Below are 17,630 nucleotides of genomic sequence, written 5' to 3' on the forward strand. Positions count from 1 at the left end.
TGCTATTTGTCCGATTAAAATATCATATGAGTAACGATTTAGACAAAATATTTAAAGAAAAACTAGGCGACTTCCAAGAGCTACCGGACGATAAGGTTTGGCAGGCGATTGAAGCTTCCTTGGACAAAAAGACCCCCTCCAGAAAAGTAATTCCGCTGTGGTGGAAGCTGAGCGGTATTGCTGCCTTATTCGCCCTGCTTTTCTTTGCCATTGGCCCTCTCTTTACTTCGGATCCCCTTGTTCCGGTCATTACCGATATAGAACATAAGGAGCCTGCTACAAAACAGCCAGAAGCTTCTCCTTCTGTGACACCCCCGGTGATGGTAGACTCCCAAAACGAGTCCACCAATGACCATAGCCCGGCACACACTTTAAAAGAAAACAATTTTACCACTAAAGAAACTGAGACTACTATTGTTGCTGCTGACAAAACCACTGTTTCACCTTCGGGTAATGCCCATAAAGATCAACCATTAACGACTACAAACAATTCCCATCCGCGTCTCCCAAAAAACATGGAGAACACTTTGGCGACTGCAGATCAAAACAAACAAACGACAGAACCAGACAGCCCCTTGGATAGTGATATACAACTTGCCGAGGAGGATAAAAAACCATCGGCTACGGATAAGTTGGGAGTACCCCCCTCTCCTACAGCTACGGAATTGGCCGAAAAGGAGGATGCTAAAAAATCTATTTTTGATGAGATTAACAATGCTACTGAAGAAACTATAGCCCTAGAAGAAGATCAGAAGGGAAAATGGTCTGCCGGACCTAGTATTGCCCCTGTATATTTCAACGGAATGGGGACGGGTTCGCCCATAAACACCATGCTAGCATCTAACAGCAAGACAGGTAACCTTACCATGAGCTATGGTGTTACCGTAGCCTATAAGGTCTCTAAAAAACTAAGCGTTCGTTCGGGAATTCACAAGGTAGATTTTGGTTACAATACCAATGATGTTTCCTATACCTCGTCTTTTAACGCTGCATCGGCCAAATCACAATTAAAAAACATCAATTATAGCAATTCGGCGAAATCGATCATTTTTAATGATCCCAACACCAATGTAATCCCTAAACCACAGGGCATTATGGCCATGGATGTTATCGGTAAAAATGTTACTAGGAAGGGAACCATGGGACAACAACTAGGCTATGTAGAAATACCCCTAGAATTGAACTATGTACTGTTGGATCAAAAATTCGGCATCAACCTTATTGGAGGGGTAAGTTCTTTAGTCTTAACGGACAATTCCGTGGTATTGGAGTCGAGCGGACAGACTACTGAGATTGGAGAAGCGAACAATATTAACGACTTAAATTTCAGTACCAATATTGGGTTTGGCCTTAACTATAAATTTTCGAAAGCTTTTAAGTTTAATGTAGAGCCCATTTTTAAGTACCAGTTAAACACCTTTTCGGATACTTCGGGCAATTTTAATCCTTATTCCCTTGGGGTCTATAGCGGATTTAGCTTCAAATTCTAAGTCGCCCTAAAAAACAGATCAGTATAAAAAATTGCTGTTTAGGCAGTTTTCTCTTTATATGCCTTGGCATCTTTTTCCAAGGCTTCCAGGATTACCTTTCTAGTGTCTTCTTTCAGCTGAGATCTTTTGTGGTCCTCAATATGAGCGGTAGGTATAAAGCGATGTACCAAAGCGCGAATTTTCCCTGGTCCACCACTATAAAAGCTAAAAGAAAAACGTTTTTTATTGTCGAAAAAAGTAATAGGCACTATTGGAATACTATGGGCTACCGCCATTTTAAAAGCCCCTTCCTTAAACTGATCTAGGACAATATGTTCCTCGGGCACCCCACCTTCAGGGAAAATGCAAATACTTAGTCCTTGGTCCAATCGTTTTTGCGCCCTTCGGTATACCCCGGTTCTACTCTTACTACACTCCCTATCGACCATAATACATACCCGCTTATAAAAGAATCCGAATATAGGGATCTTTACCAGTTCTTTTTTTCCGATAAAGACAAAGGGGTTTTTACTGATCTTTAACATCAGCATAATATCTAACATACTGGTGTGGTTGGCCACCAACATATAGCTCTCTCCTTTCACAAAGGGCTGTTCTCTTTTAATAACCGGCACACAGCCCATTCCATAAAGGATACAGTTGGCCCATATGTTGCGAGCAATCCAAAAGAATTGCGGATAGGTCCTTTCGGACAAGCAGAAGAGTACCAAAAAGGGAAACATCAATAAAATGGGGAGGGCCACCAAAATATAAAACCAAATTCGATAGAGCGTAAAACCGATTTTCTTTAGGAATAAAAACATGAAATCAAAAGTAACAAATTTAGGACCTAATTTAGGATTTCTTTTACCTTTGTCTTTCTTTGAAATTAAAATAATGGCAAGAATATTAACAGGAATACAAAGTACGGGCACTCCCCACTTAGGAAATATTTTAGGAGCAGTGATGCCCGCCATAGCAATGGCCAACGATCCGAAAAACGAATCGTTTTTATTTATTGCTGACATGCATTCGCTTACCCAAATAAAAAATGGGGAAGAACTGCGTGCCAACACCTATGCTGTTGCTGCAACATGGCTGGCCTTTGGCTTAGATATTAATAAAACGGTCTTCTATCGCCAGAGCGATGTGCCACAGACCACGGAGCTTAGTTGGTACCTTAGTTGTTTCTTCCCGTACCAGCGCCTTACTTTGGCCCATTCTTTTAAGGACAAGGCCGATCGCTTAAGCGATGTGAACGCCGGACTTTTTAGTTACCCCATGCTAATGGCCGCAGACATCTTATTGTACGATGCCGAAATAGTTCCAGTCGGAAAAGATCAATTGCAGCATATAGAAATGACCCGCGATGTGGCGTCTAGGTTCCACGCCCAATTGGGAGATACCTTTGTTATGCCAGAGGGGAAAATACAGGAAGAAACCATGTATGTTCCCGGTACCGACGGTGAAAAAATGAGTAAGAGTAAAGGAAACTTGATCAATCTTTTCCAAACCGACAAAAAACTCCGCAAGCAAATTATGGGGATCCAAACCGATAGTAAGGGTATGGAAGAACCAAAGGACCCAGAAACGGACAATGTTTTTGCTATTTATAAAATATTGGCTTCCGAGAGTCAGATCGAGGAAATGCGTGCCAATTACTTGGGCGGCAACTATGGTTACGGCCATGCCAAACAAGCCTTATACGAGCTTATCGTTGAGAAATTTGCCGATGCCCGTGAAAAGTACAATTACTATATGGAGCACTTAGAAGAGGTAGATGCAGCCCTTACCATAGGCGCCGAAAAAGCTAAAAAAGTAGCCGACGAAGTACTACAACGCGTACGTACAAAAGTAGGATACTAAACAACCCAATAAAAATACATGCCCTGGCCGTAGCACTTACTGTCAGGGTTTTTTATATCCGCTATTGTCGGCCAAATTCCCATAGAACTCTCCTACAATTAGGGCCTGACATTATTATACCAATCAGTACAACAATGAGTCCAAAGTTATCTTATGAAGTTTGTTTTATTTTAAACCCATTGGTATAAAAACTCTGACGCTTCTTTTAATTAAGCTTTAAATAGCCTCAAAGAGTTTTCCCGGCAAGGGCCTTACAACCCCTTTCATTTCCATATTGAACAAGGTAGAAGAGGCCTTAAAAATTGGAAGTTGGCAGTCTAGGGCGATACTGTCGAGCATTTGCTTCCCATGGGTCTGCAGATATTTATAAATACTATTCTCGGTAGCGTCCATTTCTACGAACAGTTGTTTTTGCACTCCCTTATCTGACGGTTTTTCTACTTCCCAACCCAACATATAAACAAGGTCAGCGGCCGAGGTCAACATCTGTGCCTTTTGTTGTTTAATCAGGGTATTACAGCCCAAGCTATATTTATCGGTCACCCTCCCCGGGACGGCAAACACCTCTCTGTTATAGCTATGTGCACAATCTGCTGTCACCAAACTACCCCCTTTATCGGCAGACTCTATGACGATGGTAGCCTCGCTCAGCCCGGCAATTATACGGTTCCTTCTTAAAAAATTCTCTCTTTCCGGATGGCTATTACTTCTAAACTCCGTAAAAAAACCACCATTTTTATTCACCTCGTTTACATATTTACCGTGTACCATGGGATAAATCTGGTTAAGGCCATGTGCCAAACACCCAATGGTTTGCAGTCCGTGCTTGATGGCTGCCTTTTGTGCACAGATATCGACCCCATAGGCAAATCCGCTGACAATCACCGGATCTAAGGGCGCCAAGGCAGCAATAAACTCCTCAATAAATGCCTGGCCGTAACTGGTCATATTCCTAGTCCCCACCACACTGATCATTTTTTTGTTTTCCAGGGCCATATTCCCCGTCTTAAACAGCAATAAGGGGCTATCGATACAATGTTTTAAATTTTTAGGATATTCTGGATCGGTAAAATAAGAATAGGCAATGTTTTCTCTTTGGATAAATTCATATTCCGACTCGGCCAATTCAAGGTATTCCCCATCCCTTAGTCCCTTTAAAGTATGGGATCCTATGCCGTCAATTTTTAAGAGTTGCTTGTAATTATCCTCAAATACTGCCATTGGACTACCACAATGTGTAATAAGTTTTTTTGCCGTAATATCTCCTATATTCGGAATCCCCTGTAACCTCAATACCGCAATCAATTCATCTTTAGACATTTGCACCTACTGTTTATTTCTTTACAAAATACACAAAATATAATGTTAATAAAAAGTTAGCTTTAGAGTTTTGAACTTGTATAATTTTTACAATCTTTGTGTTATGAGGACAGAACAGTATATAACAGAGCTTCTTTACAGGTATAACTGTGTAGTGGTACCGGAATTTGGTGCTTTTCTTACCCAAATGAAATCTGCTATCATTCATGAAACCAATCATGAATTTCATCCTCCTTCCAAGATCGTTTCTTTTAACGGACAGCTTTCTTCCAATGACGGCCTATTGGTTTCCTATATGGCCGATGCCGAAAAAACCTCCTATGACGAGATGCTTAAGCGCGTATTGCTGATCGTTCAGCAGTGGAAAGCTACCTTAGCGCAAGGTGAGCGATTGCTTCTTGCCAACATTGGAGAGTTATGGCTCAACAAGGAAGAGAAAATTCAGTTTCAGCCTTTCAACCAGGTAAATTACCTGACCTCTTCTTTTGGACTGTCGTCTTTTGTGACGGCTCCCGTAGCTAGAGAGGTACTTAAAGAGGAAGTTGAAGCCATGGAAGAAAAAATTCCTTTTATGATTACTCCTGAAACCAGGAAAGAATCTGGCATCAGACCTTATTTGAAATATGCAGCCGTTATTTTACTGGCCGTTGCAACAGGGTTTACAGGGTATAGACTTTATAACGATACCTTGGACAACCAGCAATTGGTACGACAAAATGCACAACAGCAAGTTTCTAAAAACATACAAGAGGCGACCTTCTTTAACACCGCCCCTTTAGAATTGCCTGCGGTATCCTTAAATATCGCCACGGAGAAAAAAGTTACGGTACACCAAATTATTGCGGGTGCCTTTAGAGTGCAGGAAAACGCCGAGAAGAAAGCCCAACAGTTAAAGGCTAAAGGCTACGATGCTACCTATGTAGGCGTAAACGACTACGGATTGCACATGGTGGCCTACGGAAGTTTTACCGACGCAAACAAAGCCATCAATTATCTAAATAAGATAAAACGCACCGAATCTAGCGAGGCGTGGCTGCTTACCGTAAAATAATTACCTTACTATTTCTTAGCTTATTATCGGCAATGTATCTTTGCTAAAAATAAATTTAATGGAGCCTAAAACCCCAAGTGAATCTCGTACTTTAATGACCGATATGGTCCTTCCTAGCGAAACAAATCCTTTGAACAATTTGTTTGGCGGAGAATTATTGGCCCGTATGGACAGAGCTGCTAGTATTGCCGCTAGAAGACATAGCCGACGTATTACCGTTACGGCTTCCGTAAACCACGTGGCTTTTAACCAAGCGGTACCTGTTGGGAGTGTTGTGACGGTTGAGGCAGCTGTTTCTAGAGCATTTAACACCTCTATGGAGATCTATATAGATGTGTGGATGGAAGACCGCTTTAACGGCGAGAGATCTAAGGTAAACGAGGCTATTTATACCTTCGTGGCCGTGGACGATACCGGTAAACCTACCCGTGTGCCCGAGTTAAAGCCAGAGACTCCCTTAGAAATAGATCGCTTTAATGCGGCCCTGAGACGCAAACAGCTCAGTTTGGTATTGGCTGGGAAAATGAAGCCCCATGACGCTACCGAATTAAAGGCGTTGTTTGTAGAGTAACACCCTTTTATTTATTGGAAAATTTTACCGACCTAGAAATCGAAATTATCCGGGTCGGGTCCAAATCGTTCGCTTCTTTCTAGTTGGTTTAATAATAGCATATCGTCTTGAGACAGCTCAAAATCGAAGACATTGGCATTGGCTATTATCCTGTCTTTTTTGGTCGATTTCGGGATGGTCACCAATCCCTTTTGTAAATCCCAGCGCAAAACGATCTGCGCAATTGTTTTCTCATATTTTTGGGCCAACTTTTTCATTACGTCCAACTCAAATATTTTTCCCTGCATCAAAGGAGACCAACATTCATACTGAATGGTATTATTGTTGCAGAAGTCTATTAACTCTTGTTGTACCAAGTAAGGATGGCACTCCATTTGGTTCACCATGGGGACAATTTCGGCCGTACCCATAAGGTCTTCTAAATGATGCTGTAAAAAGTTGCTCACCCCAATGGCCCGAATGCGCTTTTGTTTGTACAAATCCTCTAGCGCCCTCCAGGTTTCCTTATATTTTCCTTTTACCGGCCAATGGATTAAGTACAGGTCCAGATAATCTGTCCCCAGCCGTTTTAAGCTGTTTTCAAAGGCCTCTATGGTGCTGTCGTACCCTTGATCGGAATTCCAGACCTTACTGACCAAAAATATCTCTTCGCGCGGAACACCGCTTTCTTTAATTCCTTTGCCTACCCCTGTTTCATTTTTATAGATCGATGCCGTGTCTATATGCCTATAGCCCGCTTCTAAGGCCCATTTGACCGCATTGACGACTTCTTTTCCTTCTTCCGATAAATACACTCCTAAGCCCAAATAAGGCATCGCTACACCATTAGATAACGCAACGCTCCCTTTTAAATCTGTTATAGTCTTCATCTCTCAAACTTTTTACATTATTATAATCGATAGACCCATTCTTCGGGGTTTAATTTAGCCGTATCTCTATGGAGGTAGAATTTCAATCGGGTTTCACCGCTGAACCGATTGGTATAAATAGTGCCCAAATCTGTTTTAGCCTTTACCTTGTCTCCTTTTTTTACGTTTAGGGTAGATAAATTGTAATAGGTGCTTATAAAGTTACCATGCTTAATCTGCACGCCTTTATTTCCTCCGGGTACGGCGATCACAGCAATGACTTCCCCCTCGAAGATGGCCCTAGCTTTGGCCCCTGCCTCGGTGGCGATGATTACCCCGTTACTTTCGTGCTTAATGCCAGGATAGACGGCGTCTTTATACACGCCAAAACCTTGACTTTTTATTCCCTTTTCTACCGGCCAAATAAGCTTGCCCTTGTTCGCCGTAAAATTATTGGCCACGATGGCGGCTTCAGGCGTCAGTACAAACTTACTACTACTGCTGCTACTGGCCGTGGCACTACTGCTGCTCCCGGCGGCCTTCTTATTGGAAGCCGCAATAGCCTCGCGGATCAGTTTTTCGATCTGTTGATCAATCTGTTTGGCTTCCTTCTTTTTCTTAGCGATGGTAGCCGTGTATTTAGATTCGTTTTTCCGTATGGTCTGCAACAACTCCTTTTGGGCAGCAAGCTCTTTGAACAATTCGTTCTTAACCTTTGTGTTTTCGGCAATCAAACGGTCTTTTTGCTTGCGTTGAACGGTAAGGTCTTGATTTAACTTGGTAAGTTCATCGGTTTTTAAAACAATCTGCTCCCCTTGCTCCTTTCGGTACTGGGTATATTGTTTCATGTATTGAAACCGCTTAAAGCCCTGCTGAAAATTTTCGGCAGACAACAAAAACATCAACCGGCTCTGTTGGGATTTATTCTGATAGGACTTTTGAATCAAATTGGCGTATTCCTCTTTCAAGGCCTCTAATTCGCTCCGTAGTTTACTGATGTTTCTAATATTGGTATTTATCTGTCGATTTAACAGATTGGATTGCTGATTGGTTACCCGGATCAATTGCTGACGCACATTTATTTTTTGATCCATGGCCTCCATCTGCCCTATAACATTCCCCTTTTCCTTTTTTTCATTGAACAACAAACGGTTTATTTGGGTAATCTCCTTTTGAAGCTGTTCTCTTTTTGCTTCCAAGGCTTTTTGCTCCGTTGTTTGCCCAAACCCCTTAAAGCTCGCCAAAGCGATTACCAACAATACCGTATAAATTAAAGGCAGTGATTTAATTTTCATCTTACTTTAAAACAATTTGTTTGTAACCATTGGGAATGTTGTAATTGAAATTTAAGGCCCTATTAAACTCCATATTACGATATTGAATGTCTATGTTATTGGTCTTATCCCCTTCCATGGTGGTAATTTGGATATGATTGGGCAATACCCAATTGCTTATTTTCTGATAATTTTTATATTCTATGGCTAGCATCCTGTTCTTTAATGGCTGTGCCAATAATTGAGACGCCATTTTAAAATTTTGAGGTTCTACCACAAACAAGGTCTTTAATAAATCGGCCACCTTTTGTGGCTTCAATTCGTAGTTGCCATCTTTAATAGCTACCGCATACTTGTCATCCCTTAAATCTACCAAGGCCTCGCCCAAAAGCAGGCTCTGTATTTTTTCGAAGTCGATATCGGTGCCTAAAAGCTTGCTCAAATAGGAAAAATCGCCATCAAAATACTCGTTGTCCAATTTATTGTAAAAAGATACCCGTTTAGGGGTTATAAACGCCTTCACCACCCCTAAAGGAGCACTCAGCCAAATAGCCTTGTCCTTTTCCATCCGTATACTTACATTCACCCCTTGAGAGCCATGCCCGTCGGAATAATCAACCTTGATTCTACCGCTCAGGGTCTTAAAATTCAGGTGACTATAATAATGGTTCCTGATCACCGCTTTGGCGCTCATGTTTTCATCTACAGTACCATCTGAACTGATTTTTGTCGATTTACATGACACCGCCATGATCACAAAAATGTATAATACGGCCCATTTCTGCACCTTTTGTATCCTATTCTTCATATAATTATAAGCCCGATTTAATTTTACTAAGATACATATTTGACTTTGAAGAATCTCCTAAAGCCTTATAAGCATCTGCCAATTCCTTATATATTTTATTGGCCAGCGGGATATCGTCTATCAAATAATCCAATCCGGATTCCAATATAGCGATGGCCTGTTTGTATTTTTCATTCTTCTGCAGGGCCATGCCATGCATATAATAAAAGTATACCTGTGCGGGAAAGACTTCCAAAGCCTCGGCACTAAGCTGTTCTAATTCCTCAAAATTGTTTTGAGCCAAGAGTTCGTCCATTGTGGCCCTATAGTTTTCATAGGGATCATCTGCCTGCTTACTCTCTATGACCATGTCTACCTCATTCACCTGCCCGTCTCTTTGCTGTATGGACTCTTTAATTTTAAAACGCATTTCCGCCACAAATGGTGATGCTTTTATACCATCTAGTAGTTGTAACGCTTCTTCGTACTGTTGGTTCTGATAGTAGAGCAGCACCATATTTTCACGAAGTTTAGGGTTTTTTAACGGAATTTCGGAATTGAGGTATTGCAGGGAGTAGCCCTGACTTTGCAGTGCTTGGTGTAGGGTATTTAAAAACCAATAGTTTTCTGGTTCTCCTACTACGGCAGCCTTGGCATGGTCTTGTGCCAAGACAAATTGTTTTAAGGAAATATACGCCTTTGCCAGCTCGTGGTCTACATCGACATTATGAGGGTCTAGACGTTTGCATTCCAGGAAATGGACAATAGCCCTATCGTAGTTTTCTATCCCCTTTTGCTTTAAGCCTTCAAAAAAGTTTTCTTGAAATTCATCGGAATAATCCTCTAGGGAAACTGCCGCACTTTCTTCTTCCTGCAATTCTTTTTCTTGGGCATAGGTCGTTGCTGGGATTAACCATAATCCAAGAATAAAAACAACTAAGTACAGTGTGTTTTTCATACCCATAAAAATTGACCGTTTAACCCAAAATCCCAAGCAGAAATATGGGAAGCGAACAAAACGAATCATCGCTTCCCCTGTTTTTCCCTAGGGCATGTATTATTTTACGCCAGTACTGCCAAAGCCGCCTTCGCCCCTTGAGGTTTCGGACAATTGATCCGCGTCTAACCATTCTGCACGTTCGTGCTTGGCAATGACCAATTGGGCTATGCGCTCTCCGTTTTCTACCGTAAAGTCTTCATTGGACAAGTTAACTAAAATAACGCCAATTTCGCCCCTATAATCCGCATCGATCGTTCCGGGAGCATTCAATACGGTAACGCCTTTTTTGGCGGCTAAACCGCTCCTTGGACGCACTTGGGCCTCTGTACCTACCGGAAGTTCAATAAAAAGTCCGGTCTTTACAATAGCCCTTGCTAATGGAGCCAATACTATTGGCCCTTCTAAATGGGCCCTCAAATCCATCCCTGCCGAAGCCAAGGTTTCATAACTCGGTAATGGGTGAGCAGATTTGTTGATAATCTTAATATGCATAATGGTATGATTTTGTTTGTAAGCGCTTGTTCAATATTATAGTCTCTTCCGCAATTCTAATGCCATATAAATATGTATAGCCTTATTCCCCGAGAACCGCAACAGTTATTTCTTTACAAAAAGCTGTTTTAGTTTTACGCCCTCCCGTGAGTAGACCAATCCTAAATACAGCAACAAAAGTACAATACCTATAATTAAATTCCGATCAAACACATAAAAGGATAGCACGGAAAAACCTATAGATACCAACAGGTAAAACAATATTTTACGCAGGTCGTACGGTATAGGGTAATACCGCTGCCCGATACTGAAAGAAAGCAACATCATCACAGCATAGGCCACTAGGGTGGCTACTGCCGAGGCCATATACCCATAAAGGGGAATAAAGGCGTAATTAACAATAATCGTCAGCACGGCGCCCACAATAGAGATATAGGCCCCAACTTTAGTCCTGTCGGTTACCTTGTACCAAACAGACAAGTTATGGTAAATGCCCAAACAGAAACTTGCCAAAACTATCAAGGGTACCACCGGCATGGCTTCCCAATAATCTTCATTGCGCACCAACAATAATTTTAAGGTATCGGCAAAAACAACTACCCCTAATAAGATAATACTGCCAAAGACGACAAAATAATTGGTGATTTGCGCATAGGTCTTTTGTGGATTTTCAGAAGAGGAATGACTAAAGAAAAAAGGCTCTATTCCCATCCTAAAGGCGGTAGCAAACAAGGTCATAAACATAGCCAATCGATAGCAACCGGCATACTTGCCAATTTCGCTCTCCGCAATATCTGCTGGCAAAAGGTAAGACAGCATAATCTTGTCAAAGACCTCATTTACCGAATAGGCCAAGCCGGCGATCAATACTGGAAAGGCATACTTCATCATTTTCTTCCACAATAGCCTATCGAAGCGATACGTGCTTTTAAAATAAACATCGGACATCAATAACAAGCTCGATCCGCTTGCGATAAGATTGGCAATAAATATATAGGAGATTTCAAAATCGGGACGGTACAACATACTCCAAACCGAATCGGCACCTGGTACCGCCATTTTTGGCAACACCAATAAAAAGAAAATATTCAGCCCAAAATTTAAAACTACATTGGCCATTTTGACCAGCGCATACCGCATTGGTTCTTCATTGGCTCTTAACCATGCAAAAGGAATAATCACAAGGGCATCTAGGGCCAAAATATAGATGGCATACTGTATGTACTTGGCATCGATATTCGTCAGACTGGCCATAGTGTCCTGAAAACTCAGCGCTAATATCAAGAACAAGAAGGTAGAACTGCCTATGGTCATCAAAGAAGTGCTAACCACCTTGGCCTTATCTACAGCATTGTTATAAAACCTAAAGAAGGCCGTTTCCATTCCGTATGCCAACACAACATTAAAGATGGCAAACCAGGAAAATATAATGCTGACCTCCCCAAAACCGGCAGTTTCCAATACCTCTGTATACAACGGCAACAAAAGAAAGCTCAGCATCCGGGGCAGTACCGTTGCCATACCGTATATAAAGGTATGCTTAAAAAGTTTTTTTAAGGGGTTCAAAGATTCTAAAATTAAGGTTTAAAAGTAGTTATTAATACCCTCACCACAAAGTACCTTTTAAGGTTTAGGGAGCACGGCAGGGCGAAAACTACCCAATTCCGCAATTTTTAACGATAAGGGCCAACTTCCTAAAAAGTACAGGCATAAAAAAACCCCACATTGCTGTGGGGTTCATTTTATATTCTCTCGAAAATAAAAGACTGTTGCTTAACACAACTAGCTCATACCTTCTATATATTAGTTGTTCAAAGCTTCTGCACCACCAACGATTTCCAAGATTTCGTTTGTAATAGCTGCTTGTCTAGCTTTGTTATAAGTCAGTTTCAACTGATCTCTAAGTTCTGTTGCGTTATCTGTTGCCTTGTGCATCGCTGTCATACGCGCTCCGTGCTCACTGGCAAAAGAATCGCGTATACCTTTGTACAACTGTGTCTTTAAAGACTTTGGTATCAATTGCTCTATAATTTCAACCTTAGAAGGTTCAAAAATATAGTCACCATTTAAATCAGCATCGCCCTCCATAGGAACAATTGGTAAAAATTGCTCGGTCATTACAATCTGGGTCGCGGCATTCTTGAACTTGTTGTAAACAATTTCAATCTTGTCATAAGTCCCATCTGTAAACAGCTTCATTAAATCTTCGGCAATAGCAGCTACATTGTCAAAAGTAAGGTCATCATATATATCGCTATGGTTGGCGATAACATTAAATTTTTTACCTAAGACATCGTCCCCTTTTTTCCCTATGGCCATAATGTCCACTTCCTTCCCGGCATATTTCCCACCGATCAAGGCTGAACTTTGTTTGATCACATTAGTATTAAAGGCACCACACAAACCACGGTTAGAGGTAACGACCACCACCATTACTTTGTTGATTTCACGGACTTCGGAATATTGATTTCCAGATTCAGCTTCCATAGAGGAGCTCAACCCTTGTAAAAGTTCCGATAGTTTATCAGAATAAGGACGCATAGCGGTAATGGCATCCTGTGCCTTCTTCAATTTTGCAGCCGATACCATTTTCATGGCACTGGTGATCTGCATGGTTGAAGATACCGATGCAATCCTATTACGTATTTCTTTTAAGTTTGCCATTTTTTTTCCTATCCTACATCCTTTCGAATCGAAAGGAACTGATTAACATTGATATAAAATATAAAAGCTAAAATTACCTACTCCCCGAAGGGAGCAGGCTATGCTTTAATTATACTTCGCTGCTAACTCTTTACAAACCGCAGATATCGTCTCTATAACTTCGTCCGTTAACTTTCCAGCCTTTAGAGTATCCAACACATCTCTGTGTTTTGCATTTAGGTATTCCAAGAAATCCTTTTCAAATTCCTTCACTTTCTCTACAGGAACATTTCTCAACAAGTTTTTAGCACCTGCGTAGATAATAGCTACCTGATCTTCTACTGTAAAAGGATCGTTTTGTGCCTGCTTAAGGATCTCAACGTTTCTACGACCTTTTTCAATTACGTTTAAAGTTGCTGCATCCAAATCAGAACCAAACTTAGCAAACGCTTCCAATTCACGGAACTGCGCCTGATCTAGTTTTAAGGTACCTGCTACCTTTTTCATCGATTTAATCTGAGCGTTACCACCAACACGAGATACAGAAATACCTACGTTAATTGCTGGACGCACCCCTTGGTTGAACAAATCTTGCTCCAAGAAAATCTGACCATCGGTAATAGAAATTACGTTGGTTGGGATATAAGCAGAAACGTCACCTGCTTGTGTTTCAATAATTGGCAATGCCGTTAAAGATCCACCACCTTTTACGATTGGCTTTAAGTTGTCTGGCAAGTCGTTCATTTCCTTAGCAATAGTATCATCGGCGATCACTTTTGCAGCACGCTCCAACAATCTAGAGTGAAGGAAGAAAACATCCCCAGGGTAAGCCTCACGTCCCGGTGGTCTTCTTAATAACAAAGACACCTCACGGTAAGCTACCGCTTGTTTCGATAAATCGTCATAAATAATCAATGCAGGACGACCTGTATCTCTAAAATACTCTCCGATGGCCGCACCGGCGAAAGGAGCATATACCTGCATTGCTGCAGGATCGGAAGCATTGGCCGCTACGATAGTCGTATATGCCAAAGCACCGTTATCTTCTAATGTTTTTGCGATGTTTGCTACTGTAGAGGCTTTTTGCCCAATAGCAACATAGATACAATAAACTGGTTCCCCAGCATCGTAAAATTCTTTTTGGTTTAGGATGGTATCGATACAAACGGTAGTCTTACCTGTTTGACGGTCACCAATCACAAGCTCACGCTGTCCTCTACCTACAGGGATCATGGCATCGATCGCTTTAATTCCCGTTTGCAACGGCTCATTTACCGGCTGACGATAGATAACCCCTGGCGCCTTACGCTCCAATGGCATATCGTAAACTTTACCTTCAATAGGTCCTTTACCATCTATTGGTGCTCCAAGAGTATCAACAACACGTCCTACAATACCTTCACCTACTTTAATAGAGGCAATAGACTGTGTACGTTTTACCACTGAACCTTCTTTAACATCTCTAGAAGGGCTCAACAATACCACACCAACATTATCTTCTTCTAAGTTAAGAACGATCCCTTGAAGACCCCCCTCAAACTCTACCAATTCGCCATACTCTACGTTCGATAGTCCGTAAACTCTAGCGATACCATCACCTACTTGTAAAACCGTACCGACTTCGTTTAAAGAAGCGGACGCTTCGTATCCTGATAATTGATTTTTTAATATTGCTGAAACTTCAGCGGCTTTTACTCCTGCCATTTGTTATAGATATAAGATTAGGACAAAGACCTAAATGGACTTTTGGCCAAAAAAATTATTTATAGACTATTTGTAAATTCTCGTTTTAAGCTACTCAATTTATGTGCGATACTGGCATCGTACTGTAAATCGCCTACTCGTAAAATGAAACCACCAATAATGCTTTCATCTATTGTATTCTCTAAAGTAGACTCCTTGCCGGTCATTTCCACAACCTGCTTTATAATCTTCTTTTCCAATTCTGGTGTTAACGCTACAGCGGTCGTCACATATGCCACTCCCTGTCCTTTGCGCTCTTCGTTTAAAAGAACAAATTTCTCGGCTACATTTGCTAGCAGCGCAATTCTTTTGTTCTCTACCAAAACATTGATCAAGCCTTCGGTGATTGCATTACTCCCTTTAAAAACATCTAAAAGAACTACTTTCTTTAAATTAGCTTTTACTATAGGATTCGCTAACAACTCACGAAGTTCGGCACTATCAGTAATAGTACTGACTACAGAACGCATATCCTTTTCTACCGCATCCGTTGCCTTATTGTCCACTGCCAAGTCCAAAATAGCTTTGGCATAACGGACGGCTGCTCTAGATTCGTTCATATCTTTAGTTTAGTTAAGCTTAATATCTGCCATCAATTCTTCTACCAACTCTAATTGCTTGTTATCGGTAGACAATTGTCCTTTGATCATTTTTTCGGCAATACCCAATGAAATACTAGCTACTTCACTTTTTAGCTCTGCAAAAGCAGCTTTCTTCTCTGCTTCGATCGCCAATTGTGCCTTCTCAATCATTTTATCACCTTCTGATTGCGCAGTTTCCTTTGCATCGGCAATAATCTTCTCCTTCATCTCACGTGCTTCTCTAATCATTGCTTCACGCTCTGCACGGGCTTCTTTGATCATTTTTTCATTATCGGCCTGTAAGTTTTGCATCTCCTTACGCGCTTCCTCAGCTGCTGCCAAAGCTTCACTAATCCCCTCTTCTCTTTCGTTTAAAGCGTCCAAGATAGGTCTCCAAGCAAACTTTGCCATCAAAAATATTAAAACTAGCAAAATCACTAACTGCATTGTAAACAGCCCTGGTGAAAAATCGTTTAATAATTGATCCATTTTATATAGTATTTATTTTTCTAAATTCGTTTTCGTTAAAAGAACATCTTTTTGCAACCAACCGTTGCAAAAAGATGTCTGTTCAAAAAGATTACTTCCCTAAGAATAAGGCACCGAATGCCAAACCTTCCAAAAGTGCTCCAATAATAATCATAGCAGTTTGGATCTTTCCAGCAGCTTCTGGTTGACGAGCGATCGCCTCCATAGCTGAACTACCAATTTTTCCTAAACCGATACCAGCTCCGAAAACGATTAAACCTGCTCCTACTAAATTTGGAATTGTCATAATGAATTGAATTAAATATAATTAAACGAAAATTGTAATACTCTTATTTATTAATGTTCGTGATCCTGTACCGCCATCCCGATAAATACCGCAGACAACATGGTAAAGATAAACGCCTGCAAGAAGGCAATTAAAATCTCAAGAATTGTCAAAAACAACGACAATACAAAAGAAAGACCTGTAGAGGCAACCGGCCCCATAACTACTTTCAACGTAATCATCACCGATATAAGACTCATCACTACAATGTGACCTGCAGACATATTCGCGAACAAACGAATCATAAGCGAAAACGGTCTTGTCAAAGTTCCCAACAATTCAATTGGAATAAGGATAAGCTTCATTGGAACAGGAACTCCTGGCATCCAGAAAATATGCTTCCAATAATCCTTATTGGCCGTGAACTGCGTAATCAAGAACGTACATAAGGCCAAACAAAAAGTTACGGCAATATTCCCGGTTACGTTAAATCCTAGCGGCGTTAACCCTAACAAATTCAAAGTCCATATAAAGAAAAATACGGTCAACAAGAAGCCCATAAATTTTCTGTACTTCTTATCCCCAATATTTGGTCTTGCAATTTCATCACGTACGTAGATCACCAAAGGCTCTAATCCTCTAGCCAATCCGGTTGGAATAGGTCCTTTCTTGTACCCTCTTGCCAAGGAAACAAACCCTAACAACATCAAGACTGCCGTTAACAACATCCCCACAACAGATTTGGTAATGGATAAATCCAAAGGCCTTACTGCGTTCGTGGCATGATGCTTGTCGTCAAAAGCAACAACATCTTCCCCGGCGTTCAACTCATAAATTTTAGTGTGGATCTTGGCAAACTTCAAACCGTTCTTCTCAACGATCACTTCACCATTGTCATCATGCTGAAACTCCGACGACATAAATGTCACCAAACCTTCACTCGTCCAGAGAATTACCGGCAGTGGAAAGCCGTAATGTTTTCCAGTTTTCGCACTACTATAGAGTGTGAAATCGTGGGAATCCTGAAGGTGATGCATGATATATGCACTAATTTCCTCTTGGGTATCTATGGGGTCACCCTTTTTTCCGCCTGCATAAGTAGACAATGAAAAAAACAATCCTAATACCAATGCGAAGAGTTTTGTAGGTCTCTTGCTGAACCATTTACTTTTTACCAACATAGCTTTTATGCTCTCAAAAATTTCGGCAAAGGTATTCAATATATTTATAT

At 41.1% G+C, this 17,630-nt stretch carries 18 protein-coding genes; 4 read left to right on the plus strand and 14 right to left on the minus strand.

Annotation, left to right across the window (positions count from 1 at the left end; genetic code table 11):
* Positions 1 to 26 precede the first annotated feature (26 nt).
* Positions 27 to 1,490, plus strand: a complete 1,464-nt coding sequence (locus HCG49_RS09500; protein ID WP_168469293.1) for a hypothetical protein — start codon at positions 27 to 29, stop codon at positions 1,488 to 1,490.
* A gap of 38 nt (positions 1,491 to 1,528) precedes the next feature.
* Here the strand turns inward: HCG49_RS09500 and HCG49_RS09505 are convergent, their stop codons facing one another.
* Complete coding sequence (locus HCG49_RS09505; protein ID WP_168469294.1) at positions 1,529 to 2,293, minus strand: lysophospholipid acyltransferase family protein; 765 nt, start codon at positions 2,291 to 2,293, stop codon at positions 1,529 to 1,531.
* 73 nt (positions 2,294 to 2,366) lie between these two features.
* On the opposite strand from HCG49_RS09505, the gene trpS reads away from it, so the two are divergent.
* Complete coding sequence (gene trpS / locus HCG49_RS09510) at positions 2,367 to 3,335, plus strand: tryptophan--tRNA ligase (RefSeq protein WP_168469366.1); 969 nt, start codon at positions 2,367 to 2,369, stop codon at positions 3,333 to 3,335.
* A gap of 216 nt (positions 3,336 to 3,551) precedes the next feature.
* On the opposite strand, the gene dprA is transcribed toward trpS, so the two are convergent.
* Positions 3,552 to 4,655, minus strand: a complete 1,104-nt coding sequence (gene dprA, locus HCG49_RS09515) for a DNA-processing protein DprA (protein ID WP_168469295.1) — start codon at positions 4,653 to 4,655, stop codon at positions 3,552 to 3,554.
* Positions 4,656 to 4,758: 103 nt separating this feature from the next.
* On the opposite strand from dprA, the gene HCG49_RS09520 reads away from it, so the two are divergent.
* Positions 4,759 to 5,706 carry an SPOR domain-containing protein gene (locus HCG49_RS09520; protein WP_168469296.1) on the plus strand — a complete coding sequence of 316 codons (948 nt, stop codon included), beginning with the start codon at positions 4,759 to 4,761 and terminating at the stop codon, positions 5,704 to 5,706.
* A 58-nt stretch (positions 5,707 to 5,764) separates the two neighbouring features.
* A complete protein-coding gene (locus HCG49_RS09525; protein ID WP_168469297.1) occupies positions 5,765 to 6,277 on the plus strand; it encodes an acyl-CoA thioesterase in 513 nt (170 codons plus the stop codon).
* A gap of 32 nt (positions 6,278 to 6,309) precedes the next feature.
* Here the strand turns inward: HCG49_RS09525 and HCG49_RS09530 are convergent, their stop codons facing one another.
* From HCG49_RS09530 to atpB, 12 genes are all read right to left on the minus strand, one after another.
* Positions 6,310 to 7,146 carry an aldo/keto reductase gene (locus tag HCG49_RS09530; protein ID WP_168469298.1) on the minus strand — a complete coding sequence of 279 codons (837 nt, stop codon included), beginning with the start codon at positions 7,144 to 7,146 and terminating at the stop codon, positions 6,310 to 6,312.
* Positions 7,147 to 7,166: 20 nt separating this feature from the next.
* On the minus strand, positions 7,167 to 8,420 hold the full coding sequence (locus HCG49_RS09535; protein ID WP_168469299.1) for a murein hydrolase activator EnvC family protein: 1,254 nt from the start codon (positions 8,418 to 8,420) through the stop codon (positions 7,167 to 7,169).
* Between the two features lies 1 nt (position 8,421).
* Positions 8,422 to 9,207, minus strand: coding sequence for a DUF4292 domain-containing protein (locus HCG49_RS09540; protein ID WP_168469300.1), 786 nt, complete (start codon positions 9,205 to 9,207; stop codon positions 8,422 to 8,424).
* Between the two features lie 4 nt (positions 9,208 to 9,211).
* A complete protein-coding gene (locus HCG49_RS09545) occupies positions 9,212 to 10,144 on the minus strand; it encodes a tetratricopeptide repeat protein (RefSeq protein WP_168469301.1) in 933 nt (310 codons plus the stop codon).
* A 99-nt stretch (positions 10,145 to 10,243) separates the two neighbouring features.
* Positions 10,244 to 10,678 (minus strand): dUTP diphosphatase, encoded by a 435-nt coding sequence (gene dut, locus HCG49_RS09550; protein ID WP_168469302.1) that lies wholly within the window; start codon positions 10,676 to 10,678, stop codon positions 10,244 to 10,246.
* A gap of 105 nt (positions 10,679 to 10,783) precedes the next feature.
* Positions 10,784 to 12,244, minus strand: a complete 1,461-nt coding sequence (locus tag HCG49_RS09555; RefSeq protein WP_168469303.1) for a lipopolysaccharide biosynthesis protein — start codon at positions 12,242 to 12,244, stop codon at positions 10,784 to 10,786.
* A gap of 237 nt (positions 12,245 to 12,481) precedes the next feature.
* Positions 12,482 to 13,342 (minus strand): ATP synthase F1 subunit gamma, encoded by an 861-nt coding sequence (atpG, locus tag HCG49_RS09560; RefSeq protein ID WP_168469304.1) that lies wholly within the window; start codon positions 13,340 to 13,342, stop codon positions 12,482 to 12,484.
* Positions 13,343 to 13,447: 105 nt separating this feature from the next.
* The gene (atpA, locus tag HCG49_RS09565) at positions 13,448 to 15,025 is read right to left on the minus strand and encodes a F0F1 ATP synthase subunit alpha (RefSeq protein ID WP_168469305.1); all 1,578 of its coding nucleotides are present in this window, start codon (positions 15,023 to 15,025) and stop codon (positions 13,448 to 13,450) included.
* A 59-nt stretch (positions 15,026 to 15,084) separates the two neighbouring features.
* The gene (gene atpH, locus HCG49_RS09570) at positions 15,085 to 15,624 is read right to left on the minus strand and encodes an ATP synthase F1 subunit delta (RefSeq protein ID WP_168469306.1); all 540 of its coding nucleotides are present in this window, start codon (positions 15,622 to 15,624) and stop codon (positions 15,085 to 15,087) included.
* A gap of 9 nt (positions 15,625 to 15,633) precedes the next feature.
* Complete coding sequence (locus HCG49_RS09575; protein WP_168469307.1) at positions 15,634 to 16,134, minus strand: F0F1 ATP synthase subunit B; 501 nt, start codon at positions 16,132 to 16,134, stop codon at positions 15,634 to 15,636.
* A 91-nt stretch (positions 16,135 to 16,225) separates the two neighbouring features.
* Complete coding sequence (gene atpE / locus HCG49_RS09580; RefSeq protein WP_072762670.1) at positions 16,226 to 16,420, minus strand: ATP synthase F0 subunit C; 195 nt, start codon at positions 16,418 to 16,420, stop codon at positions 16,226 to 16,228.
* A gap of 50 nt (positions 16,421 to 16,470) precedes the next feature.
* Positions 16,471 to 17,580, minus strand: a complete 1,110-nt coding sequence (gene atpB, locus HCG49_RS09585; protein ID WP_168469308.1) for a F0F1 ATP synthase subunit A — start codon at positions 17,578 to 17,580, stop codon at positions 16,471 to 16,473.
* Between the last annotated feature and the right edge of the window lie 50 nt (positions 17,581 to 17,630).

Origin of the sequence: Arenibacter sp. 6A1 (genome assembly GCF_012272855.1) — a bacterium.
In the GTDB taxonomy this organism is placed as follows: domain Bacteria; phylum Bacteroidota; class Bacteroidia; order Flavobacteriales; family Flavobacteriaceae; genus Arenibacter.